At 70.7% G+C, this 18,903-nt stretch carries 18 protein-coding genes; 1 reads left to right on the top strand and 17 read right to left on the bottom strand.

The annotated features are described in order from the left end of the window. On the top strand, positions 1 to 381 hold a 381-nt coding region (locus tag HYV93_09940; GenBank protein ID MBI2526291.1), incomplete at its 5' end, for an enoyl-CoA hydratase/isomerase family protein. 397 nt (positions 382 to 778) lie between these two features. Here the strand turns inward: HYV93_09940 and msrB are convergent. From msrB to accB, 17 genes are all read right to left on the bottom strand, one after another. Further along, complete coding sequence (gene msrB / locus HYV93_09935; protein MBI2526290.1) at positions 779 to 2,224, bottom strand: peptide-methionine (R)-S-oxide reductase MsrB; 1,446 nt, start codon at positions 2,222 to 2,224, stop codon at positions 779 to 781. Positions 2,225 to 2,567: 343 nt separating this feature from the next. After that, positions 2,568 to 3,533, bottom strand: coding sequence for a DMT family transporter (locus tag HYV93_09930; protein ID MBI2526289.1), 966 nt, complete (start codon positions 3,531 to 3,533; stop codon positions 2,568 to 2,570). 400 nt (positions 3,534 to 3,933) lie between these two features. Next, positions 3,934 to 5,973, bottom strand: a complete 2,040-nt coding sequence (locus HYV93_09925) for a TRAP transporter permease (GenBank protein MBI2526288.1) — start codon at positions 5,971 to 5,973, stop codon at positions 3,934 to 3,936. Between the two features lie 20 nt (positions 5,974 to 5,993). Beyond that, positions 5,994 to 7,763, bottom strand: a complete 1,770-nt coding sequence (locus tag HYV93_09920; GenBank protein MBI2526287.1) for a glycosyltransferase family 39 protein — start codon at positions 7,761 to 7,763, stop codon at positions 5,994 to 5,996. After that, positions 7,763 to 8,941, bottom strand: a complete 1,179-nt coding sequence (locus tag HYV93_09915) for an FAD-binding oxidoreductase (GenBank protein ID MBI2526286.1) — start codon at positions 8,939 to 8,941, stop codon at positions 7,763 to 7,765. Before HYV93_09915 ends, HYV93_09920 begins: the two co-directional genes overlap by 1 nt. A gap of 58 nt (positions 8,942 to 8,999) precedes the next feature. Beyond that, positions 9,000 to 9,974 carry an ornithine cyclodeaminase family protein gene (locus HYV93_09910; protein MBI2526285.1) on the bottom strand — a complete coding sequence of 325 codons (975 nt, stop codon included), beginning with the start codon at positions 9,972 to 9,974 and terminating at the stop codon, positions 9,000 to 9,002. After that, entirely contained in the window at positions 9,974 to 10,432 is a 459-nt protein-coding gene (locus tag HYV93_09905; protein MBI2526284.1) for a MaoC family dehydratase N-terminal domain-containing protein, read from the bottom strand. The genes HYV93_09910 and HYV93_09905 overlap by 1 nt, the downstream gene beginning before the upstream one ends. A gap of 54 nt (positions 10,433 to 10,486) precedes the next feature. Then, positions 10,487 to 10,909, bottom strand: a complete 423-nt coding sequence (locus HYV93_09900) for a PIN domain-containing protein (GenBank protein ID MBI2526283.1) — start codon at positions 10,907 to 10,909, stop codon at positions 10,487 to 10,489. Continuing rightward, on the bottom strand, positions 10,909 to 11,199 hold the full coding sequence (locus HYV93_09895) for a type II toxin-antitoxin system prevent-host-death family antitoxin (protein ID MBI2526282.1): 291 nt from the start codon (positions 11,197 to 11,199) through the stop codon (positions 10,909 to 10,911). The genes HYV93_09900 and HYV93_09895 overlap by 1 nt, the downstream gene beginning before the upstream one ends. Before the next feature lie 56 nt (positions 11,200 to 11,255). Beyond that, on the bottom strand, positions 11,256 to 11,960 hold the full coding sequence (locus HYV93_09890) for an ABC transporter ATP-binding protein (protein ID MBI2526281.1): 705 nt from the start codon (positions 11,958 to 11,960) through the stop codon (positions 11,256 to 11,258). 7 nt (positions 11,961 to 11,967) lie between these two features. Continuing rightward, a complete protein-coding gene (locus tag HYV93_09885) occupies positions 11,968 to 12,765 on the bottom strand; it encodes an ABC transporter ATP-binding protein (GenBank protein MBI2526280.1) in 798 nt (265 codons plus the stop codon). 1 nt (position 12,766) lies between these two features. Then, positions 12,767 to 14,074: a branched-chain amino acid ABC transporter permease gene (locus tag HYV93_09880; protein ID MBI2526279.1), complete on the bottom strand. Its 1,308-nt coding sequence runs from the start codon at positions 14,072 to 14,074 to the stop codon at positions 12,767 to 12,769. After that, positions 14,074 to 15,045 (bottom strand): branched-chain amino acid ABC transporter permease, encoded by a 972-nt coding sequence (locus HYV93_09875; GenBank protein ID MBI2526278.1) that lies wholly within the window; start codon positions 15,043 to 15,045, stop codon positions 14,074 to 14,076. Before HYV93_09875 ends, HYV93_09880 begins: the two co-directional genes overlap by 1 nt. A gap of 71 nt (positions 15,046 to 15,116) precedes the next feature. Beyond that, a complete protein-coding gene (locus tag HYV93_09870) occupies positions 15,117 to 16,325 on the bottom strand; it encodes a branched-chain amino acid ABC transporter substrate-binding protein (GenBank protein MBI2526277.1) in 1,209 nt (402 codons plus the stop codon). A 69-nt stretch (positions 16,326 to 16,394) separates the two neighbouring features. After that, a complete protein-coding gene (thiE, locus tag HYV93_09865; GenBank protein ID MBI2526276.1) occupies positions 16,395 to 17,039 on the bottom strand; it encodes a thiamine phosphate synthase in 645 nt (214 codons plus the stop codon). A 6-nt stretch (positions 17,040 to 17,045) separates the two neighbouring features. Beyond that, the gene (accC, locus tag HYV93_09860) at positions 17,046 to 18,380 is read right to left on the bottom strand and encodes an acetyl-CoA carboxylase biotin carboxylase subunit (protein MBI2526275.1); all 1,335 of its coding nucleotides are present in this window, start codon (positions 18,378 to 18,380) and stop codon (positions 17,046 to 17,048) included. A 31-nt stretch (positions 18,381 to 18,411) separates the two neighbouring features. Then, a complete protein-coding gene (gene accB / locus HYV93_09855; GenBank protein ID MBI2526274.1) occupies positions 18,412 to 18,900 on the bottom strand; it encodes an acetyl-CoA carboxylase biotin carboxyl carrier protein in 489 nt (162 codons plus the stop codon). Positions 18,901 to 18,903 lie beyond the last annotated feature (3 nt).

Genomic DNA, 18,903 nt, shown 5'->3' with positions numbered 1-18,903 from the left:
GTGCGCTGGGCGATCATCCCCGGCGGCGGGGGGACGCAGCGGCTGCCGCGAGCCGTCCCGCTCGCGAAGGCCATGGAGCTGACCCTGCTGGCCGAGCCGATCGACGCCCAGGAGGCGCTCCGCATCGGGCTCGTCAACAAGGTGGTGGAGCCCTCCCAGGTGATGCCGGCGGCGATGGCGTGGGCGCAGACGCTCTGCGAGCGCGGGCCGCTCGCGCTGAGGGCCGCCAAGGAGGCGATCCTGCGCGGGCTCAGCCTGCCGCTGGCGGAGGGGCTGCGGATGGAGGACATGCTATCGGCGTCGCTGCGCGGCACCCTGGATGCGGTCGAGGGACCGAAGGCGTTCGCCGAGAAGCGCAAGCCGCGCTTCCTGGGGCGGTGAGCGGGGGCACGGTCACCAGGACCGGCATCCGCCGCCGGGCGCAACAGCAGGGGGGCCGCGGAGATCAGGTAGCCCTGCATGTGCGCGGCCAGCGCGTACATGCCCGCGGAGGCGGTCACGAAGACCCACGCGGCCCCGGAACAGGTCGGCTGCCGTCCGGAACACCTCGGCGGTCGCGTCACGCGCAGTCATGCAGCGTCACCTCCCCGCGTCCTCCGACGCGACGGTCGAGCACCTCGCCGTCCAGGGTCCCCGCGTGCCGCGGTCGCGCCCGCCGGCCGCCCGCGGCCGAGGCGCTCTGGACCTGGGCCCTGCGCATCGCCGCGCGCCGGGGCAAGCACGTCGCCGGCGGCGCGCCGGCCCGCCGTCTGGCCGGCATTCTCTGGACGTTTGGGCCTCAGCCGCGCCGGAACTCGAGGGCGACGCCGTTCATGCAATACCGAAGGCCCGTCGGCTCGGGCCCGTCCTCGAAGACGTGGCCCAGATGCCCCCCGCCGCGGCGGCAATGCACCTCGGTGCGCACGGTGAAGAAGCTTCGGTCCACGGAGTTCCGGACGGCCCCCTCGATCGGCGCCCAGAAGCTGGGCCACCCCGTCCGGCTGTCGTACTTCGTGTCCGACGCAAAGAGAGGCAGATCGCAGGCGGCACAGACGAACGTGCCCCGGCCGTGTTCCTTGTCGAGCGGGCTCGAGCCGGCAGGCTCCGTCCCTTGCTCGCGCAGGACACGGAACTGCTCGGGAGTCAGCACCGTCCGCCACTCGGCCTCGGTCTTACTGATCTCGAACTTCTCGGTCTTCGACATATCCGTTCCCTCCGCGCAGGCGTAGATCTCGACGGGCGCTGCGCGGCCGCGCAGCGCCTGGGGCCCGAGCGCCTCGAACGCGTATCGCTCCGTGCCCGCGAGACGGCTGAGGGCGTCGGCCGAGACGAGGAAGCGCCGATCGAGGTCGCGGGTTGCCTGCTCGAGGCGGGCGGCCGTATTCATCACGTCGCCGTGGAAGACGATGTCGCGCTTGCTGCCGCCGACTTCGCCGCTGATGACCGGCCCGGCGTGGAGCGCGGCCCGGATGCCCACCGCGACCCCGAACTCACGCTCGAACTTCGGCGCCGCCTCGTCGAGCGCCGTCCGGATCGCGCAGAGACAGGCGATCGGACGCGCGTCGTCCCGCCCCTCGGCGACCGTCCACGTCACCACCATCTCGTCGCCGACATACTGGTAGATCTCGCCGCCGTAGTCGTCGATGGGATCCGAGACGAGGCGGAACACGCGGTTCAGAAAGCGGTGGACGGCGGCCGGGCCGATCCGCTCGGCAAGCGCCGTCGAGCCCGCGATGTCGACGAAGAGGAAGAATCGCTCCTCGGCTCGCGGCCGGTGATAGCGCCCGAGCACGATGTTGCGCAATGTGCGACGCCCGACCAGGGTGCTGACCTCGAGGACGAACAGGAAGCCGAAGGTCACCACGAACGAGAACACGACGGACAGCTGCGTCAGCGAGCTCGGTGGCAGCGGCGCGTCAACGAGCACACCGAGCACCCGCTCGCCCCAGGCGACGACATTGACGGCCGTGATCACCGTCCCGTAGAGGAGCCATTTCACGCCGAACGTCACAAGGAACGGAGCCTGCTGGAGGGCAAGACCCCGTCGGCTGGGCAACCAAAGGATCTCGATCGAGCCGATCACGATCGTGATCGTGGCGCCGTTGACCGCTCCCGCGAGGCTCCCGGTGAGCCCGCTTCGGCCGACGGCGAGGTTGATGAGCCCGCCAAAGGCAACCCCGACCAGCGTCCCCGCGAGCAGGATCCGCGCGAAGAGCTGCATCCGCCGCGTCGTCGCGCCACGCATGGGGTCGAGTCTACCGCGCACAACGCGGGACGCGTGAGCCGATCTTGCTCTCTCATACGTGACCGTGATCTCCATCTCCCTCCCAGCGGGCACGGCCGCTCGCCGCGCCCGAGAGTGGCCGAGAACGGCGTTTGCGTTGACTACCGTCAATCGACGAACGATCACCCGTCTCAGGCGGACGATCACGAACTCCGCGCCGGCCATCGAGAGCCCCCTGGTCGGTCACCGTTCCACTGAGCTCGCCCGGACTTACCCAGGGGCTTGACGGCATCACAGCGGTACCGCAGCACGTTCGCCGCGGGGCGGCCGTGGGCGCGAGGCGGCGCGACGGTATGAATCGGGGCTACAGTCTCGATTCCGTCGGCGAGATACGGCCAGAGGGGCCGCTTGCGGAAGAGTCCGCCGCCTGTGAGGAAGGCGGAGGCGGCGCGGATTTCCACTGCACCAGCAGGACTCCCAGGACGGTGACCACCAGGCCGATCACCTCTAGCGCCGCCAGCTGTTCCCCCAGGAAGAGGCTCGCCAGCAGCGCCGTCCCCAGCGGAGAGAGGCTCAGCAGCACGTTCGACTCCAGGGCGGTGAGGATCCGGATGCAATGGTTGTAGAGGACGTAGGCGAGAGCGGTATTGACCACCGCCAGCCAGAGGACGGCCCCCCAGCCTTCGAGAGACGGCGATGCCGGTCGCTCCAGCGGCAGGGCGACCAGAAGGAGCAGGCCCCCTCCAAATCCCAGCGGCAGGGCCGTCAAGGGCACCGTGGGCACGTGCCCCGCCCGAGCAACCGCGCGGCTGAGGACGACGAAAACGGCGAACGCCAGGACGCCGAGGCTGATCACCGCCAGCACCACCGGATCCCCCGCGCTCAGGCCCGGCGAGAAGAAGAGGGCACTGCCTGCCAGGGTAACGGCGAGTCCGACCACCTGCAGCCGAGTGGGAACCTCGCGCAGCCAGACCAGAGCGAGGAACAAGCCCGGCAGCGGGAGCAGGCTGAACAGGAAGGCGCCAGTGGTCGCCGGCACGTACTGGAGCCCCCAGAAGAGCGCACCGTTACTCAAAGGGTAGGCGCAGAGCCCCATCAGGAACAGCCGACACCAGTGGCCGGGGGCGGGGTTTCGCGTGAGCCCGCCGTTCAGGGCCATCGCCGGGAGGAGCAGCAGGAAGGCGGCGAAATAGCGGAAGCCCGCCAGGGTCAGCGGGGGCATGTGGGCCAACCCGACCTTGATGATGACGAAGGAGGATGCCCAGATCGCGCTGACGAGCAGCGCCTCACCGACGGCCAGCAGGCGGGTCCAGCCTCTGTCCCGTCGCATCCCCCACTTCCTCTCTCAGAGGATAGGTGTCCACCAAACCGTATCGATGAAGACGGAGGGGCTGTCCTCCCCCTCACCGCGGTATGGTCCGCGGTAGCTGTGCGAAGGAGTCCGCCGGGGATTCTACCGGCCGGTCGTGCACATCCCCAGCCCGGCGACCAGTACGCTGCGCACCACCCTGTCGCGGCGGCGCCACTTCATCCGCATCCTACGCCCGTCAGGGCAAGACCGAGGAGGCCCGGCGCGAGCTCGAGGCCGCGCTGGCGGCACGGCCCTTCGCAGAGGCCGCCGAGGCCCGGAAGGCGCTGGACGCGCTCAGGGAGCCGCCGCCGACCGCGCGGGGCCCGCGGTTTGACGCCTCTCAGTACGGGCAACCCAAGCGCGCGGCTCCGGCTCCCCGCTAGAGCAGCGGTGCCCCAGGCGCGCGCCGGCGCTGCGCCGCATAGACCAGGGCGAAGCCGGCGGCGCCCACCGCGTCGGTGTACAGGCCCGGGTGCACGAGGCCGATCGCGCAGAGGAAGAGCACCCCACGCTCCCACCAGCGGGCCTCGGTGATGAGGTAGCCCTGCATGGCCGCGGCCAGCGCGTACATGCCCACGGAGGCGGTCACGAAGATCCACGCGGCCTCGAGGACGGTGGTGTTGATCAGGAGCATGGCCGGCGCCGTGATGAACATGTAGGGCAGGAGGAAGGTCCGCATGTCCAGCGAGAAGGCGCGCCACCCGGTCCTGATGGGGTCGGCGCGGGCGATGCCGGCGGCGGCGTAGGCGGCGAGTCCCACGGGGGGGGTGTCGTCGGCCAGGATGCCGAAGTAGAAGACGAAGAGGTGGACGGCGATGATCGGGATCTCCAGCCCGCTGGCCCGGCCCACCGCCACCAGGGCCGGCGCCGTCAGCGTCGCCATGATGATGTAGGTGGGCGTCGTGGGCACGCCCATGCCCAGGACGAGCGAGGCGATCATGGTCAGGAAGAGGCCCAGGTAGAGGCTCCCCGCCGACAGGTCCACCACGATCGAGGAGAGGTTGAGGCCCACGCCCGTGAGGCTCACGATCCCGACGATGACGCCCGCGCACGCGCACGTCACCGCCACGGAGGCCATATTCCGCGCGCCGAAGTAGAAGGCCTGGATGAGCCGGAGCGCGGTCTCCACCAGGGCAGCGGGGACCCCTGGCAGCGGCTCCTGGCCGGGGATGATGGGGCGCCCGCGGCTCGCCTGGACCGCGCTCGTGAGAACGAACATGACGATGGCCCCGAGAATCGCGTAGACGGCCGAGGTGAGCGGCGTGTACTCCTTGGCGATGAGGTAGTAGAGCAGCACGGCCACCGGCACGAGGTAGTGGAGGCCCGAGATGAAGGTGGACCAGAAGCGGGGAAGGTCCGCGCGCGGGATGCCGCGGATGCCGTGCTTGAGGGCCAGCAGGTGGACGGCGCCCAGGAGCGCGAGCTGGTCGATGATGGCCGGCAGCGCCGCCGCCTTCGCGATCTCGAGGTACGGGATGCGCAGCCACTCGGCCATCACGAAGGCCGCCGCGCCCATCACGGGCGGCATGAGCTGGCCGTTGCCCCCCGCCGCCGTCTCGATGCCTCCGGCCACCTCGGCGGAAAAGCCCACGCGCTTCATGAGCGGGATGGTCATGGAGCCGATGGTGGCCGTGTTGGCGATGGAGGATCCGGTGATCGTGCCCATGAAGGCCGAGGCCACCACGGACACCTTGGCCGGACCTCCGCGCGTGTGGCCGACCAGCGAGAAGGCGATCCGGATGAGGTATTCTCCGGCGCCCGTGCGCTCGAGGATGGCGCCGAAGAGGACGAAGGCGAAGACGAAGGTGGAGGACACCCCCAGGGGGATCCCGAAGATCCCCTCCGTCGTCAGGTAGAGGTGGCCGATCACGCGGCGGAGCGTGTAGCCGCGGTGGGAGAAGAGCTCGGGCATCCACGGCCCGAGGAAGGCGTAGCAGACGAAGAGCACGGTGATGGCCGGCAGCCACAGCCCGACGGCGCGCCGCGTGGCCTCGAGCACCAGCGCCAGGAGGATCACGCCCATGACCGTGTCCATGGCCATGGGCGCCCCGACCCGATCGATCAGGGCCGCGTGGTTCAGCGTCACGTAGAGCGCGGCGTAGGCGCCGAGCGCCGCCAGCGCCAGGTCGTACCACGGCAATCGGCGCTGCCGCGCCGACTTCATCATGGGGTAGAAGAGGAAGGCCAGCGCCAGCGTGAAGGCGAGATGCACCGAGCGCTGCAGCACCCCCGGAAGCGTCCCGAAGGCGGCCGTCCAGAGCTGGAAGCCCGTCAGCGCCAGCGCCAGCGCCCCGGAGAACCAGAAGGACCAGCCCGCGAGCTCGCGGGCGCCGAACTCCGCCTCCTTGACGAGGCGCTTCGCCTCCTCGACCCCCTTGCGCTCCTCGTCGCCCAGCTCGATCGGCCGGGGGCTCGTCATGTCACGCACGCGTCACCGCGCTATGGCTCCACCGGAACGAGCAGGAGATCGCTGCCGCGCAGCCCCATGGCGTAGGGCTTGCGGTCCGGCAGGTAGCGCATGAGCTCCTTGTTCTTTTCCGCTCCGAGGTAGCGCACGAAGAGGATCCGGTCCTGGAGGCCGGGACGGCTGTTCCGGTGAGTGTACACCCAGGCGAAGGGGCGCCGGTGCAGGGCGGGCAGGCTGTGGACGAAGACCACGGCCCGGTCGAGGCCGCGCTCCTCCACGAGAACATACGGCGCTCGCGCCACGTCGGCCATGGCCCGGAGGGAGGCACCGTAGATGGGCACGAAGGTCACGAGCATGACGAGTGTCGCGCCGAGCGGGAGGCCGAGGAGGAGCCGCTCGCGGCGCGGCGCCGGCGCTGTGGCACGGGCTCGCTCCACGACGCGCTCGAGCCCGCTCGCGCCGAGGAGGACGAGCGGCGGCGCCAGCTCGGCGTAGTGGACGGGCCCCACCACGTTGATGCTGGGCACGGCGCTGACCGCGTAGGCGAGGAGCACCGCCGCCGTCCCGAGGGCCAGCAGGACGCCCTCGGTCGTGCGGCGGAAGAACGGCAGGAGCGCCAGCGACACGGGCCAGCCCAGAAGCCAGAAGTTGAGCCGGGCCAGGGTGTAGCCCAGCTCGTGGAGAGTCGGCAGGGGCGGCGGCGCGGCGAGGGCGCCGGCCGTGAAGGTGAAGTTGTTGATGCGCGCGAAGGTCTGATAGCCGGTCACGAGCGGAGACCCGGAGAGGGCCAGGTTGTAGCCGCACAAGAGCCCCAGCGTGAGCACGCCCCCGAGGCAGAAGACGATGGCGCCGGCGCCCATCCGCCCGGAGCGGTCGTGCCAGAGACGCCAGCCCAGCCAGCAGAGCCACGGCAGTGCGAAGGCGGCGGCCGAGAGCGGACGGGTGAGTGCGGCCCAGCCAAGCGCGAGCGCTGCGAGAGGCCACCAGCCGACGGCGCCCGGGGCCTCCGCGATCCGGAGCGCCGCGTAGACGAAGCCCATGAAGAGCAGCCCCGCCCAGGCGTGCGCCAGCAGGGTGGCGGAGGAGAAGACGAAGAATGGCGAGAGCACGAGGAGCGGCAGCGCCAGGAGCGCGGCCCGCTGGCCGAAGGCGCGCCGCCCGACGGCGAAGGTGAGCGGCACCGTGAGGGCCGCCGAGAGCCCCGGCACCCAGCGGGTCGCGTGGAGCCACTCGCCGAGGGCCAGCGCGGCCGGGTACCCCGGAAAGTAGATGCCGTACCACTTGCCGTCGTTCACGATGAACTGGTTGTCGAAGAAGGGCCGCACCGGCGCGGGAAGTGACGGCAGGAAGAGGCGCCCGGAGGCGAAGACGCGGGCCATGAATGCATACACGTTCTCGTCGTCGGTGATGGCCGTGTCCCGGAATATGCCGAGGCGGACGAGGGCGATGAGCAGGAAGGCCGCGGCCGCGCCTCCCCCGGCCAGGCGCCACGCGGTCCGGGAGGGCAGCGCCGCCAGGCGGTCGAAGCTCGCGGAGAGGCGGTCCCCCAGGCCCAGCGCGAACGCTGCGCCCAGGAGGGCGACGGCGGGAATCCCGAAGAGGAGGTAGTGGAGCATGAAGGCGATCTCGCCTGGCGCCCACCCGTGTCGGCCGTAGAGGATCTCGTAGCCGGTGTCGGTGAGTCCGGCGATCCGGATCTCCGTCAGGAGGAGAGCCCCCGCCAGCGCCAGGAGGAGGGCGCGCGCGACCGGGGTCGGGCGCCACGCGGGGAGCTGTCGCGGGTCGGCTGCGGGTGCCGGCATCACCCGAGGTAGGAGGACACGAAGGTCCCGGCGCGGGAGGAGGAGGCGAAGCGGTCGAGTCTGAAGGGAGCGAGACTGACCGGAGGCGGGCCGCCCGTGATGAGGGCCGCCATCATCTCGCCCACGGCCGGCGCGAGCTTGAAGCCATGGCCCGACATGCCGGCGGCGACGAAGAAACCCCGGAGGGGGGACTCGTCCAGGATCGGCATCCAGTCGGGGGTGATGTCGAAGGCGCCCGCGTAGCCGGCGCTCAGGCGGGAGTCGGCCAGCCGCGGGATGGCCCGCGCTGTCCGGGCCAGCGCCTCGCTCGCCTCGTCGAAGCCCACCTCCGCGCCGAGGAGCTCGGGGTCCATGGGGTGCCGGGTCTCGTCGTCGGTGAGCGAGCCCGTGAGCGTGAGCGCGCCGGTCTCGGGCCGGACATAGGTGCCCCCCGCCAGGTCCAGGTACACCGCGTGGGACGGCCCGAAGGCGGGATCGCGCTCGATGGCGAACACCGGGTGCCGCCCGATCACGATGGGCAGCTCGACTCCGGCGAGCCGGGCGACCCGGGGGGACCAGAGACCTGCCGCGTCGACCACCACCGGGGCCTCGATCCTCTCGCCGGCCGCCGTCCCGACTGCCGTCACGCGGTCACCCGCCCGATGGATGGACACCACCTCGACCCCCTGCTCTATGCTGACGCCGCGCCGCCGGGCCCCCTCGGCGTAGCCGGCGGTGACGGAGGCCGGATCGCCGTATCCGGACGCCGGCTCGTGGAGGATCGCCCCGAGCCCGGAGGGATCGATGCGGGGCTCGATGCGCGGGAGGTCTTCCGGATCGAGGATCTCGGCCTGGACGCCGAGGGTGGTCTGGAGCGCGAGCGTCTTCTCGAGCGTCGGACGCATCGCAGGCGACACGCCGATGAGCACCCCGCACGGCACGTAGCCCGCCTCGCCGCCGACCCGTTCGCCGAAGTCCTGGAACACCGCCAGCGAACGCAGGACCATCTCGGTGGTCTCGCGCGTGGGGTAGAGCTGGCGGACGATGCCCACCGAGCGGCCGGTGCCGCCGGCGGCCAGGAACTTGCGCTCGAGAACCACGACCCGGCGGAGGCCGCGGCTGGCCAGCTGAAAGGCCGTGGAGACGCCGGTGACGCCCCCTCCGATGATCACGGCCTCCGCGGTCCGGCCCACGGTCACGCGCTTCCCCGTGGCGCCGGGGCCGGGCGCGGGCCCCTCCCGGCCTGTCCGCGCGGCCTCAGAGCGCCACCTCCGTCCCCACCCGTGCCGCCACGGCCCGATCATAAGCGAGCCGCGCCGTCACCGCATCCTCGCCGGCCCACCCGACGGACTTGAACAGCGTGATGTCCTCCGGCCCGAGGCGTCCGCGGCGCCGGCCCGACACCAGCTCGGCGAGCTCCGCACGGACGTGGCGGCGGCTGATCGCGCCGGCCCGCAGGGGAATGAGCAGGTCGCCCGCCTCCTCCCGCGCCCCTTCGTAGGTGTCCACCACGACGCGGGCCCGCTGGACGAGCGCCGTGTCCACCTCCCTGGTGGAGGGTCTGAAGGAGCCGACGGCATCCACGTGCGTGCCGGGCTGCACGTCGCGCCCGGCGAAGACGGGTCTCGCCGAGGTCGTGGCGCAGGTGATCAGCTGGGCCTCGCCGACCGCGGCCGTCCGATCGCCCACGACCCGCACGTCGATGGCGAGCCTCTCACGCATGCGCCCGGCGAAGGCGCGGGCCCGCTCCGGGCGGCGCCCGACGACGAGGACGCGCTCGAAGGGCCGCACGAGCTGAAGGCAGCGGAGCTGGAAGGCCGCCTGGACGCCGGCGCCGAAGCAGACGACCGTCCGGACCTGGCGAGGGGCGAGCAGCCGCGCGGCGAGCGCTGAGGTGGCGCCCGTTCGGATCGCGGTGAGGAAGGCCGCCTCCATCAGCGCCAGCGGGCCGCCGGTGTCCGGATCGGCGAGGAGGTACCAGGCGTGGATGGTCGGCAGGCCCCGCCCCCGGTTCTGCGGCACCACGGTCACGAGCTTGGCGCCGAGCGCGCGCCGCCGCGGGAGGGCCGACACCATCGAGAGGAAGACCCCGCCCCGCGCCATGGGCAGGGCCGCGCGGGGGAGAACCTGGACCCGGCCGGCCGCGCGCTCGCGGAACGCGCCCTCGACGGCCCGGATCACGTCGGCAGGGGAGAGGAGCCGCTCCAGGTCCCGGCGCGTGAGGACGAGCATCAGCCCCGGGCGCTGCGCCGCCTGATCATCCGCTTGATCTCGGCCTCGAGGACGACCTCGCCGCGCTGGTTCGTGACCCGATGGCTGTAGGTCACGATGCCGCGGTCGGGCTTCTTCGTCTCCCGCTTGTCGGCCACCGTCACGGAGACGTGGAGCGTGTCCCCGGCCAGCACCGGCCCCGCGATGCGGATCTCCCCGCCGAGGTAGGCCATCCCCGTGCCGTGGATGAGGCCGGTCTGTATGATGAGGCCCTCGGCCAGCGCGAAGGTGAAGGCGCCGGGAGCCAGGCGGCCCCTGAACACGGACTCCCGCGCCACGTACTCCATGTCGTAGAAGAGCGGCTCGGTGAAGCCGCACAGGTTGACGAAGGCGCAGATGTCGGCCTCGGACACCGTGCGCGCCAGCGTCTGGTACGTCGCGCCGACCGCGTGCTCCTCGAAGGTCAGTCCCTGCGTCATCACGTGGCTCTTCTCCCTTGGTCGATACTCCGGGAAGGTGGGGGTTCTCGGAGATCAAGTGGGTAGGACGGCGAACCCCTCGCGGCGGGCCGCCTCCCTGAGGCGGTCGTCGAGGCAGACGAATGTCTCGCCTTGTGGATCTTCGGCGCACCAGGCGAGGGCGGCCGCGAGCTGCAGCGCATCGCCGGCCCGCAGGGGATGGGCGGCCAACACGCGGCCGGCGCGCTCGCGCAGGCGATCAGTCGGCCCGACAACGTCGGCGGCCTCGACGACGCCCCGGAGTCGCAGGAGTGCCTGCTCCAGATTCGCCGGAGAGAGGATCCCTTCGCGATGGCGACGGTAGAGCGCGGACTGGCACTCGACGGGGCTGGCCCACCAGAGCGCGAAGTGGGAATCCGATCGGAGCAGCGCGGCCGCCACGGCAGACCGGGCGGCCGGGAGAAGCGTCGGGACGACCGCGGAGCTGTCCCAGAACATCAGCGTTCCTGGCGGCGTTCCTCGAGAAGCGCTTCGAGCACGCTGTCGCCCACGCGGGGCCCTCTCGGGGGCTTGAGGAGCGAGGGGCGGAGGCGTCCGGTACCGAGCTGCAACACGCCGGCCCGGGCCAGTCGCTCGCGGCGCGACTCGGCCCCCTCCGAACTTCGCAGCGGGACGATCATGGCTACAGGCAGGCCCCGCTCCGTGACCACCACTTCCTGCCCGTGCTTGACCTGACTCAGGTAGCGGCTCAGATTCGCCTTCAGCTTGGCGACGCCGATGGCCTTCACGTGACCATGATGGTCTCTTCGGGATGACCTGTCAACTCCTGAGGCCACTGACCGCGTCAGGCCTCGCCGAGGTAGGCGCGGCGGACCTCGGGGTTGCCGGCCAGCTCGGCTGCCGGGCCCGCGAGCGCGATCTCCCCCGTCTCCAGCACGTAACCGCGCCCGGCGATGGACAGCGCCATCGCCGCGTTCTGCTCCACGAGGAGGATGGTGACCCCCTGCTGGTTGATGGCCTGCACCGTCTCGAAGATCTGCTCGACGAGCACCGGCGCCAGCCCCATGGACGGCTCGTCCAGGAGGAGCAGGCGGGGCCTGGCCATGAGCGCCCGGCCGATCGCCAGCATCTGCTGCTCGCCGCCGGAGAGCGTGCCCGCCACCTGGCTGCGCCGCTCCTTGAGCCGCGGGAAGATGTCGAAGACCCGCTCCATGTCCTCCGCTTCCCGTCCGTCGGAGCGCGTGTAGGCGCCCATCTGGAGGTTCTCGAGCACCGTCAGGCGATTGAAGATGCGCCGCCCCTCCGGCACATGCGTGATGCCCCTGACCACGATGCCGTGCGGCGGGGCGCCCACGAGCGAGGCGCCGTCGAGGAGCATCACCCCCCGGCGGGGCGTGAGGAGCCCGGAGAGGGCCCTGAGGGTCGTGGTCTTGCCGGCTCCGTTGTTGCCGAGGAGGGGGACGATCTCGCCCTGCGCCACCCGGAAGGAGACCCCCTTGAGCGCGTGGATCTCCCCGTAGTAGACGTGCAGGTCGCGGACATCGAGCATCGGGGCCTCAGCCAAGGGCGCCCCCCGCGGCGAGCCCGGGCTTCTTCCGGCCCAGGTAGGCCTCCACGACGCGCGGGTCCCGCTGGATCTCGGCGGCGCGGCCCTCGGCGATCTTCTGCCCGTAGTCCAGCACCGTGACGCGGTCCGAGACCTCCATCACGACCCGCATGTTGTGCTCGATCAGAAGGATCGTGAGCGCCAGCTCCCGGATCAGGCGGCGCAGGAGATCCATGAGGGTGCGCGCCTCACCCTGGGTCATGCCTGCCGTGGGCTCGTCGAGCAGGAGGAGCGCCGGCCGTGAGGCCAGCGCGCGACCGATCTCGAGTCGGCGCTGGTCGCCGTAGGGCAGGCTGCGCGCCAGCTCGTTCGCCTTGCCCCGGAGCCCCACGAGGCTCAGGAGCTCGGCCGCCCGGCGCCAGAGTGCCGTCTCCTCCCGCTTCCAGCGCCCGCCCCGCGCCAGCACGTCCCACAGCGTGAGCGGCACGCGGCTGTGCATTCCCACCAGCACGTTCTCGGCCACCGTCATGTTGGCGAAGAGCCGGATGCTCTGGAAGGTGCGGCAGATCCCGAGCGCGGCGATCTGGTCGGGCCGGCGGCCGAGGACGGGCCTGCCCCGGAAGGTCACCATTCCCTCCTCGGGGATGTAGATCCCGGTGAAGACGTTGAAGAAGGTGGTCTTGCCGGCCCCGTTGGGACCGATGATGGAGGCGATGTGCCCCTCCTCGATCTCGAAGTCCAGCGAGTCCAGCGCCGTGAGCCCGCCGAACCGCTTGGTGACGCCCCTGGCCTCGAGGATGGCCGCCATGTCAGCGCTCGGGGAGGGCCGCGCCGTCGTGCAGCTCGCGGTGCCGGCGCTGCACCGGCAGGATGCCCTGAGGACGGAAGACCATCATCAGGACCAGGATGAGGCCGAAGACCATGCGCTCGTACTTGGCGGGCTCGAGCTGCGTCGGCAGGTTGGCGAGGCTCCAGCCGAAGATGGTCACCCCGGCGTTGCGGAGCTCGTTGAGCCAGAGGGACAGGCCCTTCAGCACCTGCAGGTTGAGTACCGTCACGACCGTGGCCCCGAGGATGGCGCCGGGGATGGAGCCCATGCCGCCCAGGATCACCATGGCCAGAACCCCGATGGACTCCATGAAGGTGAAGGACTCGGGGTTGATGAACACCTGCTTGGCGGAGAAGAGGACGCCCACCGCCCCGGCGAAGGACGCGCCACAGGCGAAGGCCATGAGCTTCATACGCACCAGCGGGACGCCCATGGCCTGGGCGGCGGTCTGGTCCTCGCGGATGGCCTCCCAGGCCCGGCCCACATGCGAGTCCTCCACGCGCCGGTTCACGAGGATGGTGACGCCCACGATCAGGAGCACGAGGAAGTAGAGGTAGAGCGGGTAGACCACGTTCGGGTTGGGGTCCACCCCGACGGCGCGCAGCACGGGCTCGAAGAAGATGGGCGGCCGCGAGATGGGCGTGATGCCCTTGGGCCCGTTGGTGAAGTTGATGGGCTTGTCGAGGTTGTTGGCGAGGACGCGGATCACCTCACCGAAGCCCAGCGTGACGATGGCGAGGTAGTCGCCGTGCAGTCTCAGCACCGGCAGGCCGAGGAGAATCCCGGCGCCGGCCGCCACCCCGACGCCCAGCAGGAGGAAGAGGAAGAACCAGGCGGGTGGCAGCGGGAAGGCGTCGCCGCCGAAGATCTGGTTGGCCTGGGGCGAGCCGAAGATGGCCCAGGTGTAGGCCCCGACGGCGAAGAAGGCCACGTAGCCGAGGTCCAGCAGCCCCGCCAGCCCCACCACGATGTTGAGCCCCAGCGCCAGCGCGACGAAGATGCCCACCTGGATCGCGATCTCGAGATAGTAGCCGTTGATGGAGCCCACCACCGGCATCAGCACGCCCAGCGTCCCCGCGGTGAGCAGGCCCTTGAGCCAGGAGGGCATGGCCGCGAAGTAGAGGAAGAGGATCGAGGCCTGGAAGAGCATGAAGGCCACGATGGAGCGCGGGAAGTGCGAGACCGCGTAGGCGGTGATGCCCAGCAGCGCGATGGCCAGGATCGCCGCCGGCAGCGGGCGCGCGAGCAGCGCCTTGATCATCCTCGCCTGCGGCTGCCGCTCGTCCATCAAGCGCGCTCCCGCACGACCTCGCCCAGGAGGCCCTTGGGCCGGAAGATGAGGATCAGGATGAGGACGGAGAAGGCGAAGATGTCCTTGTACTCGGCGCCGAAGGCCCCGCCGGTGAGGAGCGAGAGGTAGGAGGCCGCGAAGGCCTCCAGGAGCCCGAGGACCAGCCCGCCCACCATGGCTCCCGGAATGTTGCCGATGCCGCCGAGCACGGCGGCCGTGAAGGCCTTCAGCCCGGGGATGAAGCCCGTGTACGGGTTGATGAGGCTGTACTGGACGCCGAAGAGGACCCCTGCCGCCCCGCCCATGGCGCCGCCGATCAGGAAGGTGAGCGAGATGATCCGGTTCACGCTGATGCCCATGAGGCTCGCCGCGGCCTGGTCCTCGGCCACGGCGCGCATGGCCGTGCCGATCTTCGTCCGGTTCACCAGGGCGTGGAGCCCCCACAGCATGAGGAGCGAGGCCACGATCACCACGAGGGACTTCACCGAGACGTCGATGGTCTCCGTGAGGCTGAACCGGATGTTGAGCGTGTCCATCGTCGGGTAGACGAGGTTGAAGGCGTTGCGCCAGACGCTCTCGACGAGGCGGACGGCGTCCTGGAGGAAGAACGACACGCCGATGGCCGAGATGAGCGGGATCAGCCGCGGGGCGCCGCGGAGCGGCCGATAGGCGACGCGCTCGACCGTCACGGCCAGGAGCCCGCTGGCCAGCATCCCGAGCAGCAGCACCACCAGCAGCACGAGGAAGGGCGAGACGAGGGCGAGCAGCCCGGCGGCCTGGAACGTGAGGAGGATCTCGACACCCACGAAGGCGCCCACCACGAAGATCTCCGAGTGGGCGAAGTTGATGAACTCCAGCACCCCGTACACCATGGTGTAGCCGAGCGCGATGAGCGCGTACATGAAGCCCAGGATGAGGCCGTCGAGGAAGACCTGCGGGAAGATCCCGATGAGCAGCTCGAAATCCATGGGGCCCCGAAACAGCACGGAGGGGAGGGGCCGCTACCGGGCCCCTCCCCTCTGTGGGTTCATGCGGGGAGCTACGGCTTCTTCTTGAGCGGCGGAGCCGCGATGGACAGCCGCTTCACTTCCTTGTTGTCGCCCCACTTGGTCGGGTCGTCGGAGGCCACCTGGAGCACGAAGTAGAGAGCCTTCTTCGGGTCTCCCTTCTCGTCGAACTCCACCGTCCCCGTGAGCCCCGTGTGCTTCGTCTTCCGGACGGCGACGGCGACCTGTTCGCGGCTCGGCACCTTGCCGCCGCTGGCCTTGATGGCGGCCTCGATGGCCTTCAGCCCGATGGCGGCCGAGTCATAGGCCTGGGCCGCGAAGGGCTCCGGGTCCTTCTTGAACTTGTCCTTGTACTCTGTCTTGAAAGCCTTCGCCGCAAGGTACTTCTCGACGGGACCCGCTACCGTCGAGTAGTGCATGCCCACGACCGACTTCCCGCCGATCTTGACCAGATCCGTCGAGTCCATCCCGTCCGGACCCATGAACTGAGACTTGATGCCCTTCTCACGCGCCTGCTTGAAGAAGGGCGCCGCCTGGTCGTAGATCCCGCCGAAGTAGATCAGGTCCGGGTTCTTGGCCTTGATGGGGGTGATGATGGGGTCGAAGTTCGACTTCTCCTCGGTGCCCTCGAAGCCGAGCACCTTGATCCCCTTCTTCTCCGCGTCCGCCTTGAAGAACTCGGCCACACCTTGCCCGTAGGCGGTCTTGTCGTGAATCACGTAGGCCGACTTGGCCTTGAGGGTGGTCTTGGCGAACTCGGCGCCCACCACGCCCTGGACGTCGTCCCGGCCGCACACCCGGCTCACGTTCAGGTAGTTGCGGTCGGTGATCGTCGGATTCGTGTTCGCGGGGGAGATCATCGCCAGCTGCGCCTCCTTGTACTTCTCGGAGGACGGGATGGCGACGCCCGAGTTCAGGTGGCCCACCACCAGGAGGATGTCCTTGTCGGCGAGGATGTTGGCGGCGTTCGCGACCCCCACATCGGGCTTGGCCTGGTCGTCGAAGGGGACCAGCTCCACCTTGAAGCCGAGCTTCTCGATGGGTCCCTTCAGCTTCTCGATGGCCAGCTGGGTGGCGAGCTTGATGCCCTCGCCCAGCGCCGCCTGCCCGCCCGACAGCGGGCTCTGCGTGGCGATCTTGATTGTGCCCTTGGACTGGGCATCCGTCAGAGAGGTGACCGGGAGCACCAGCGCCAGGGCGGCGAGCGCGACGGGCAGATACCGGAATCGTACGGTTCTCATCGGTTCCCTCCTCCAAACAGGGCGGGTTGGGTTAAAGGCGACGACATTATAACCGTTTCTGGGTCATGGTCAACGACGGCCGGGGACCTGATGGCGGCCGCGGATCATCTCGAGAAAGCGCGCCGTCGCCTGGGCGGGATCGGGCACCCCGCAGACGGCGGAAATGACCGCGGCCGCGTCGGCGCCGGCGGCCATGACCTGGCCGACATTGGCCTCCGTGATTCCCCCGATGGCGACCAGCGGCACCGGGATGGAGGGCCGGAGCCGCCTCAGCAGGTCCGTCCCCACGAGATGAAAGCCGGTCTTTGTGCCGGTGGGGAAGATGCTCCCCACGGCGATGTAGTCAGCGCCGTCCGCGAGCGCCTGCCGTGCCTGGGGCTCGTCGTGGGTCGACACGCCCAGGATCATTCCCGGGCGGAGGACCCGGCGCGCCGATGCGGCCGGCAGATCCTCCTGCCCCACGTGCAACCCGTCGGCCTCGACGGCCAGCGCGAGATCGGCGCGGTCGTTGACGAAGAAGAGCGCTGCGGCCTCGCGGCAGCGCTCCCTCAGCCTGCGCGCCAGCGGGTAGAGCTCGGCCATGGCCATGGTCTTCTCGCGCAGCTGGATCACGCGGCATCCCCCGGCCAGGACGGCCTCGAGGAGGGCGGGCAGCTCGCGCCCGCGGGCCGCCGTGTGGTCGAGGATCACGTAGAGCGGGGTCGGAAGCGTCACGACCGGCTACAGGCTCTGCTCGAAGCGCGGGAGCGTGAATTCGCCGGAGACGAACGCCGGGTCGGAGAGGAGCTTCAGGTGGTACGGGATGGTGGTCTTGACGCCTTCCACCACGGTCTCGCCCAGCGCGCGCTGCATGCGGGCGATGGCCTCGCCGCGGCTCCGACCGTGCACGATGATCTTGGCGATGAGCGAGTCGTAGTGGGGCGGGACCGTGTAGCCGGACATCATGTGGCTGTCCACACGCACCTTCGGGCCGCCGGGCGGCACCCAGGCCGTGAGGCGCCCGGGCGAGGGCACGAAGGTCTCCGGATCCTCGGCGTTCACGCGGCACTCGATGGCGTGCCCGTCCTGGCGGATGGCGTTCTGCGAATAACCCAGCCGCTCCCCCGCGGCGATGCGGATCTGCTCCTGGACCAGGTCGATGCCCGTCACCATTTCGGTGACCGGGTGCTCGACCTGGATCCGCGTGTTCATCTCGATGAAGGAGAAGCGCCCCTGCCGGTCCACCAGGAACTCCACGGTGCCCGCCGACACGTAGTTGACCGCGTTGGCCACGGCCAGCGCGGCCTTCCAGAGGCCGGCGCGGGTCTCGGCCGAGATGGACGGCGCTGGCGACTCCTCCAGGAGCTTCTGGTGCCGCCGCTGGACGGAGCAGTCGCGCTCGCCCAGGTGGACGCGGATCCCGTTCCGATCGCCCAGGACCTGCACCTCCACGTGGCGGGCCTCGTCCACGAACTGCTCGAGGTACAGCTCCCCCGAGGCGAAGGCCTTGGTGGCCTCCGACTGGCACGTGGCCCAGGCCTGGGCCAGGGCCTCGCGCTCGCGCACGATGCGCATTCCCCGACCGCCTCCGCCGCCGGCGGCCTTGATCATGACCGGGTAGCCGATGCGGTCGGCCACCGCCTGCGCCTCGTCGAGGCCGCGGAGCGTGCCCTCGCTGCCCGGCACCACCGGCGCGCCGGCCTGCCTGGCCGTCTCCCGCGCCTGGGCCTTGTCGCCCATGATGCGGATCGCCTCGGGAGAGGGGCCGATGAACGTGATGCCGGAGGCCCGGCAGATCTCGGCGAACGCGGCGTTCTCGGAGAGGAGTCCGTAGCCGGGGTGGATCGCCTCGCTGTCGGTGACCGCGGCGGCGGAGATGATGCTGGGGATGTTGAGGTAGCTCTTCCGGGACTCCGCCGGGCCGATGCAGATGCTCTCGTCGGCCAACCGCACGGGCAGGGAGCCCGTGTCCGCCGTCGAGTGGGCGACCACCGCGCGGATGCCCATCTCCCGACACGCCCGGAGGATGCGCAGCGCGATCTCCCCGCGATTGGCGATCAGGATCTTGTGGAACATGTCCGGGGGGGCGGGCGCCGGCTGCCCGGTCTCAGCGACGCGGCTCCATCAGGAACAGCGGCTGGCCGAACTCCACGGGCTGGCCGTTCTCCACCAGCACCTTCGCGATGCGCCCGGCCACCTTCGACTCGATCTCGTTCATCAGCTTCATCGCCTCGATGATGCAGAGGACCTGGCCGTCCTTGACCAGGTCCCCCTCGGTGACGAAGGGCGCCGCGTCCGGGGACGGCGCCCGGTAGAACGTGCCGACCATCGGCGCCTCGACCTTCACGAGGCTGGGCTCGCCGGCGGGCTCCGCGCGCTCGGCGGGCAGCGCGCCCGTGGCGGCCGGGGCGACGGCCCGGGGCGCGGCCTCGCCGGCCGCCCCGCCGCGCTCGCGCACAACCCGGATCCGCATGCCGCCCTGCTCCACCTCGAGCTCCGCCAGGTCGTGCTGCACGGCCAGCTCGACCAGCTCACGGGGCGTCCAGGCGCCGGGCCCCCGTGCCGCTCCGCGCTGCGCGCCCGCCCTCCTGGCCATCCC

The organism is Candidatus Rokuibacteriota bacterium (assembly GCA_016188005.1).
In the GTDB taxonomy this organism is placed as follows: domain Bacteria; phylum Methylomirabilota; class Methylomirabilia; order Rokubacteriales; family CSP1-6; genus UBA12499.
The sequence above is the reverse complement of the archived record's forward strand: the minus strand, read 5'-3'. Positions and strand labels throughout refer to the sequence as shown.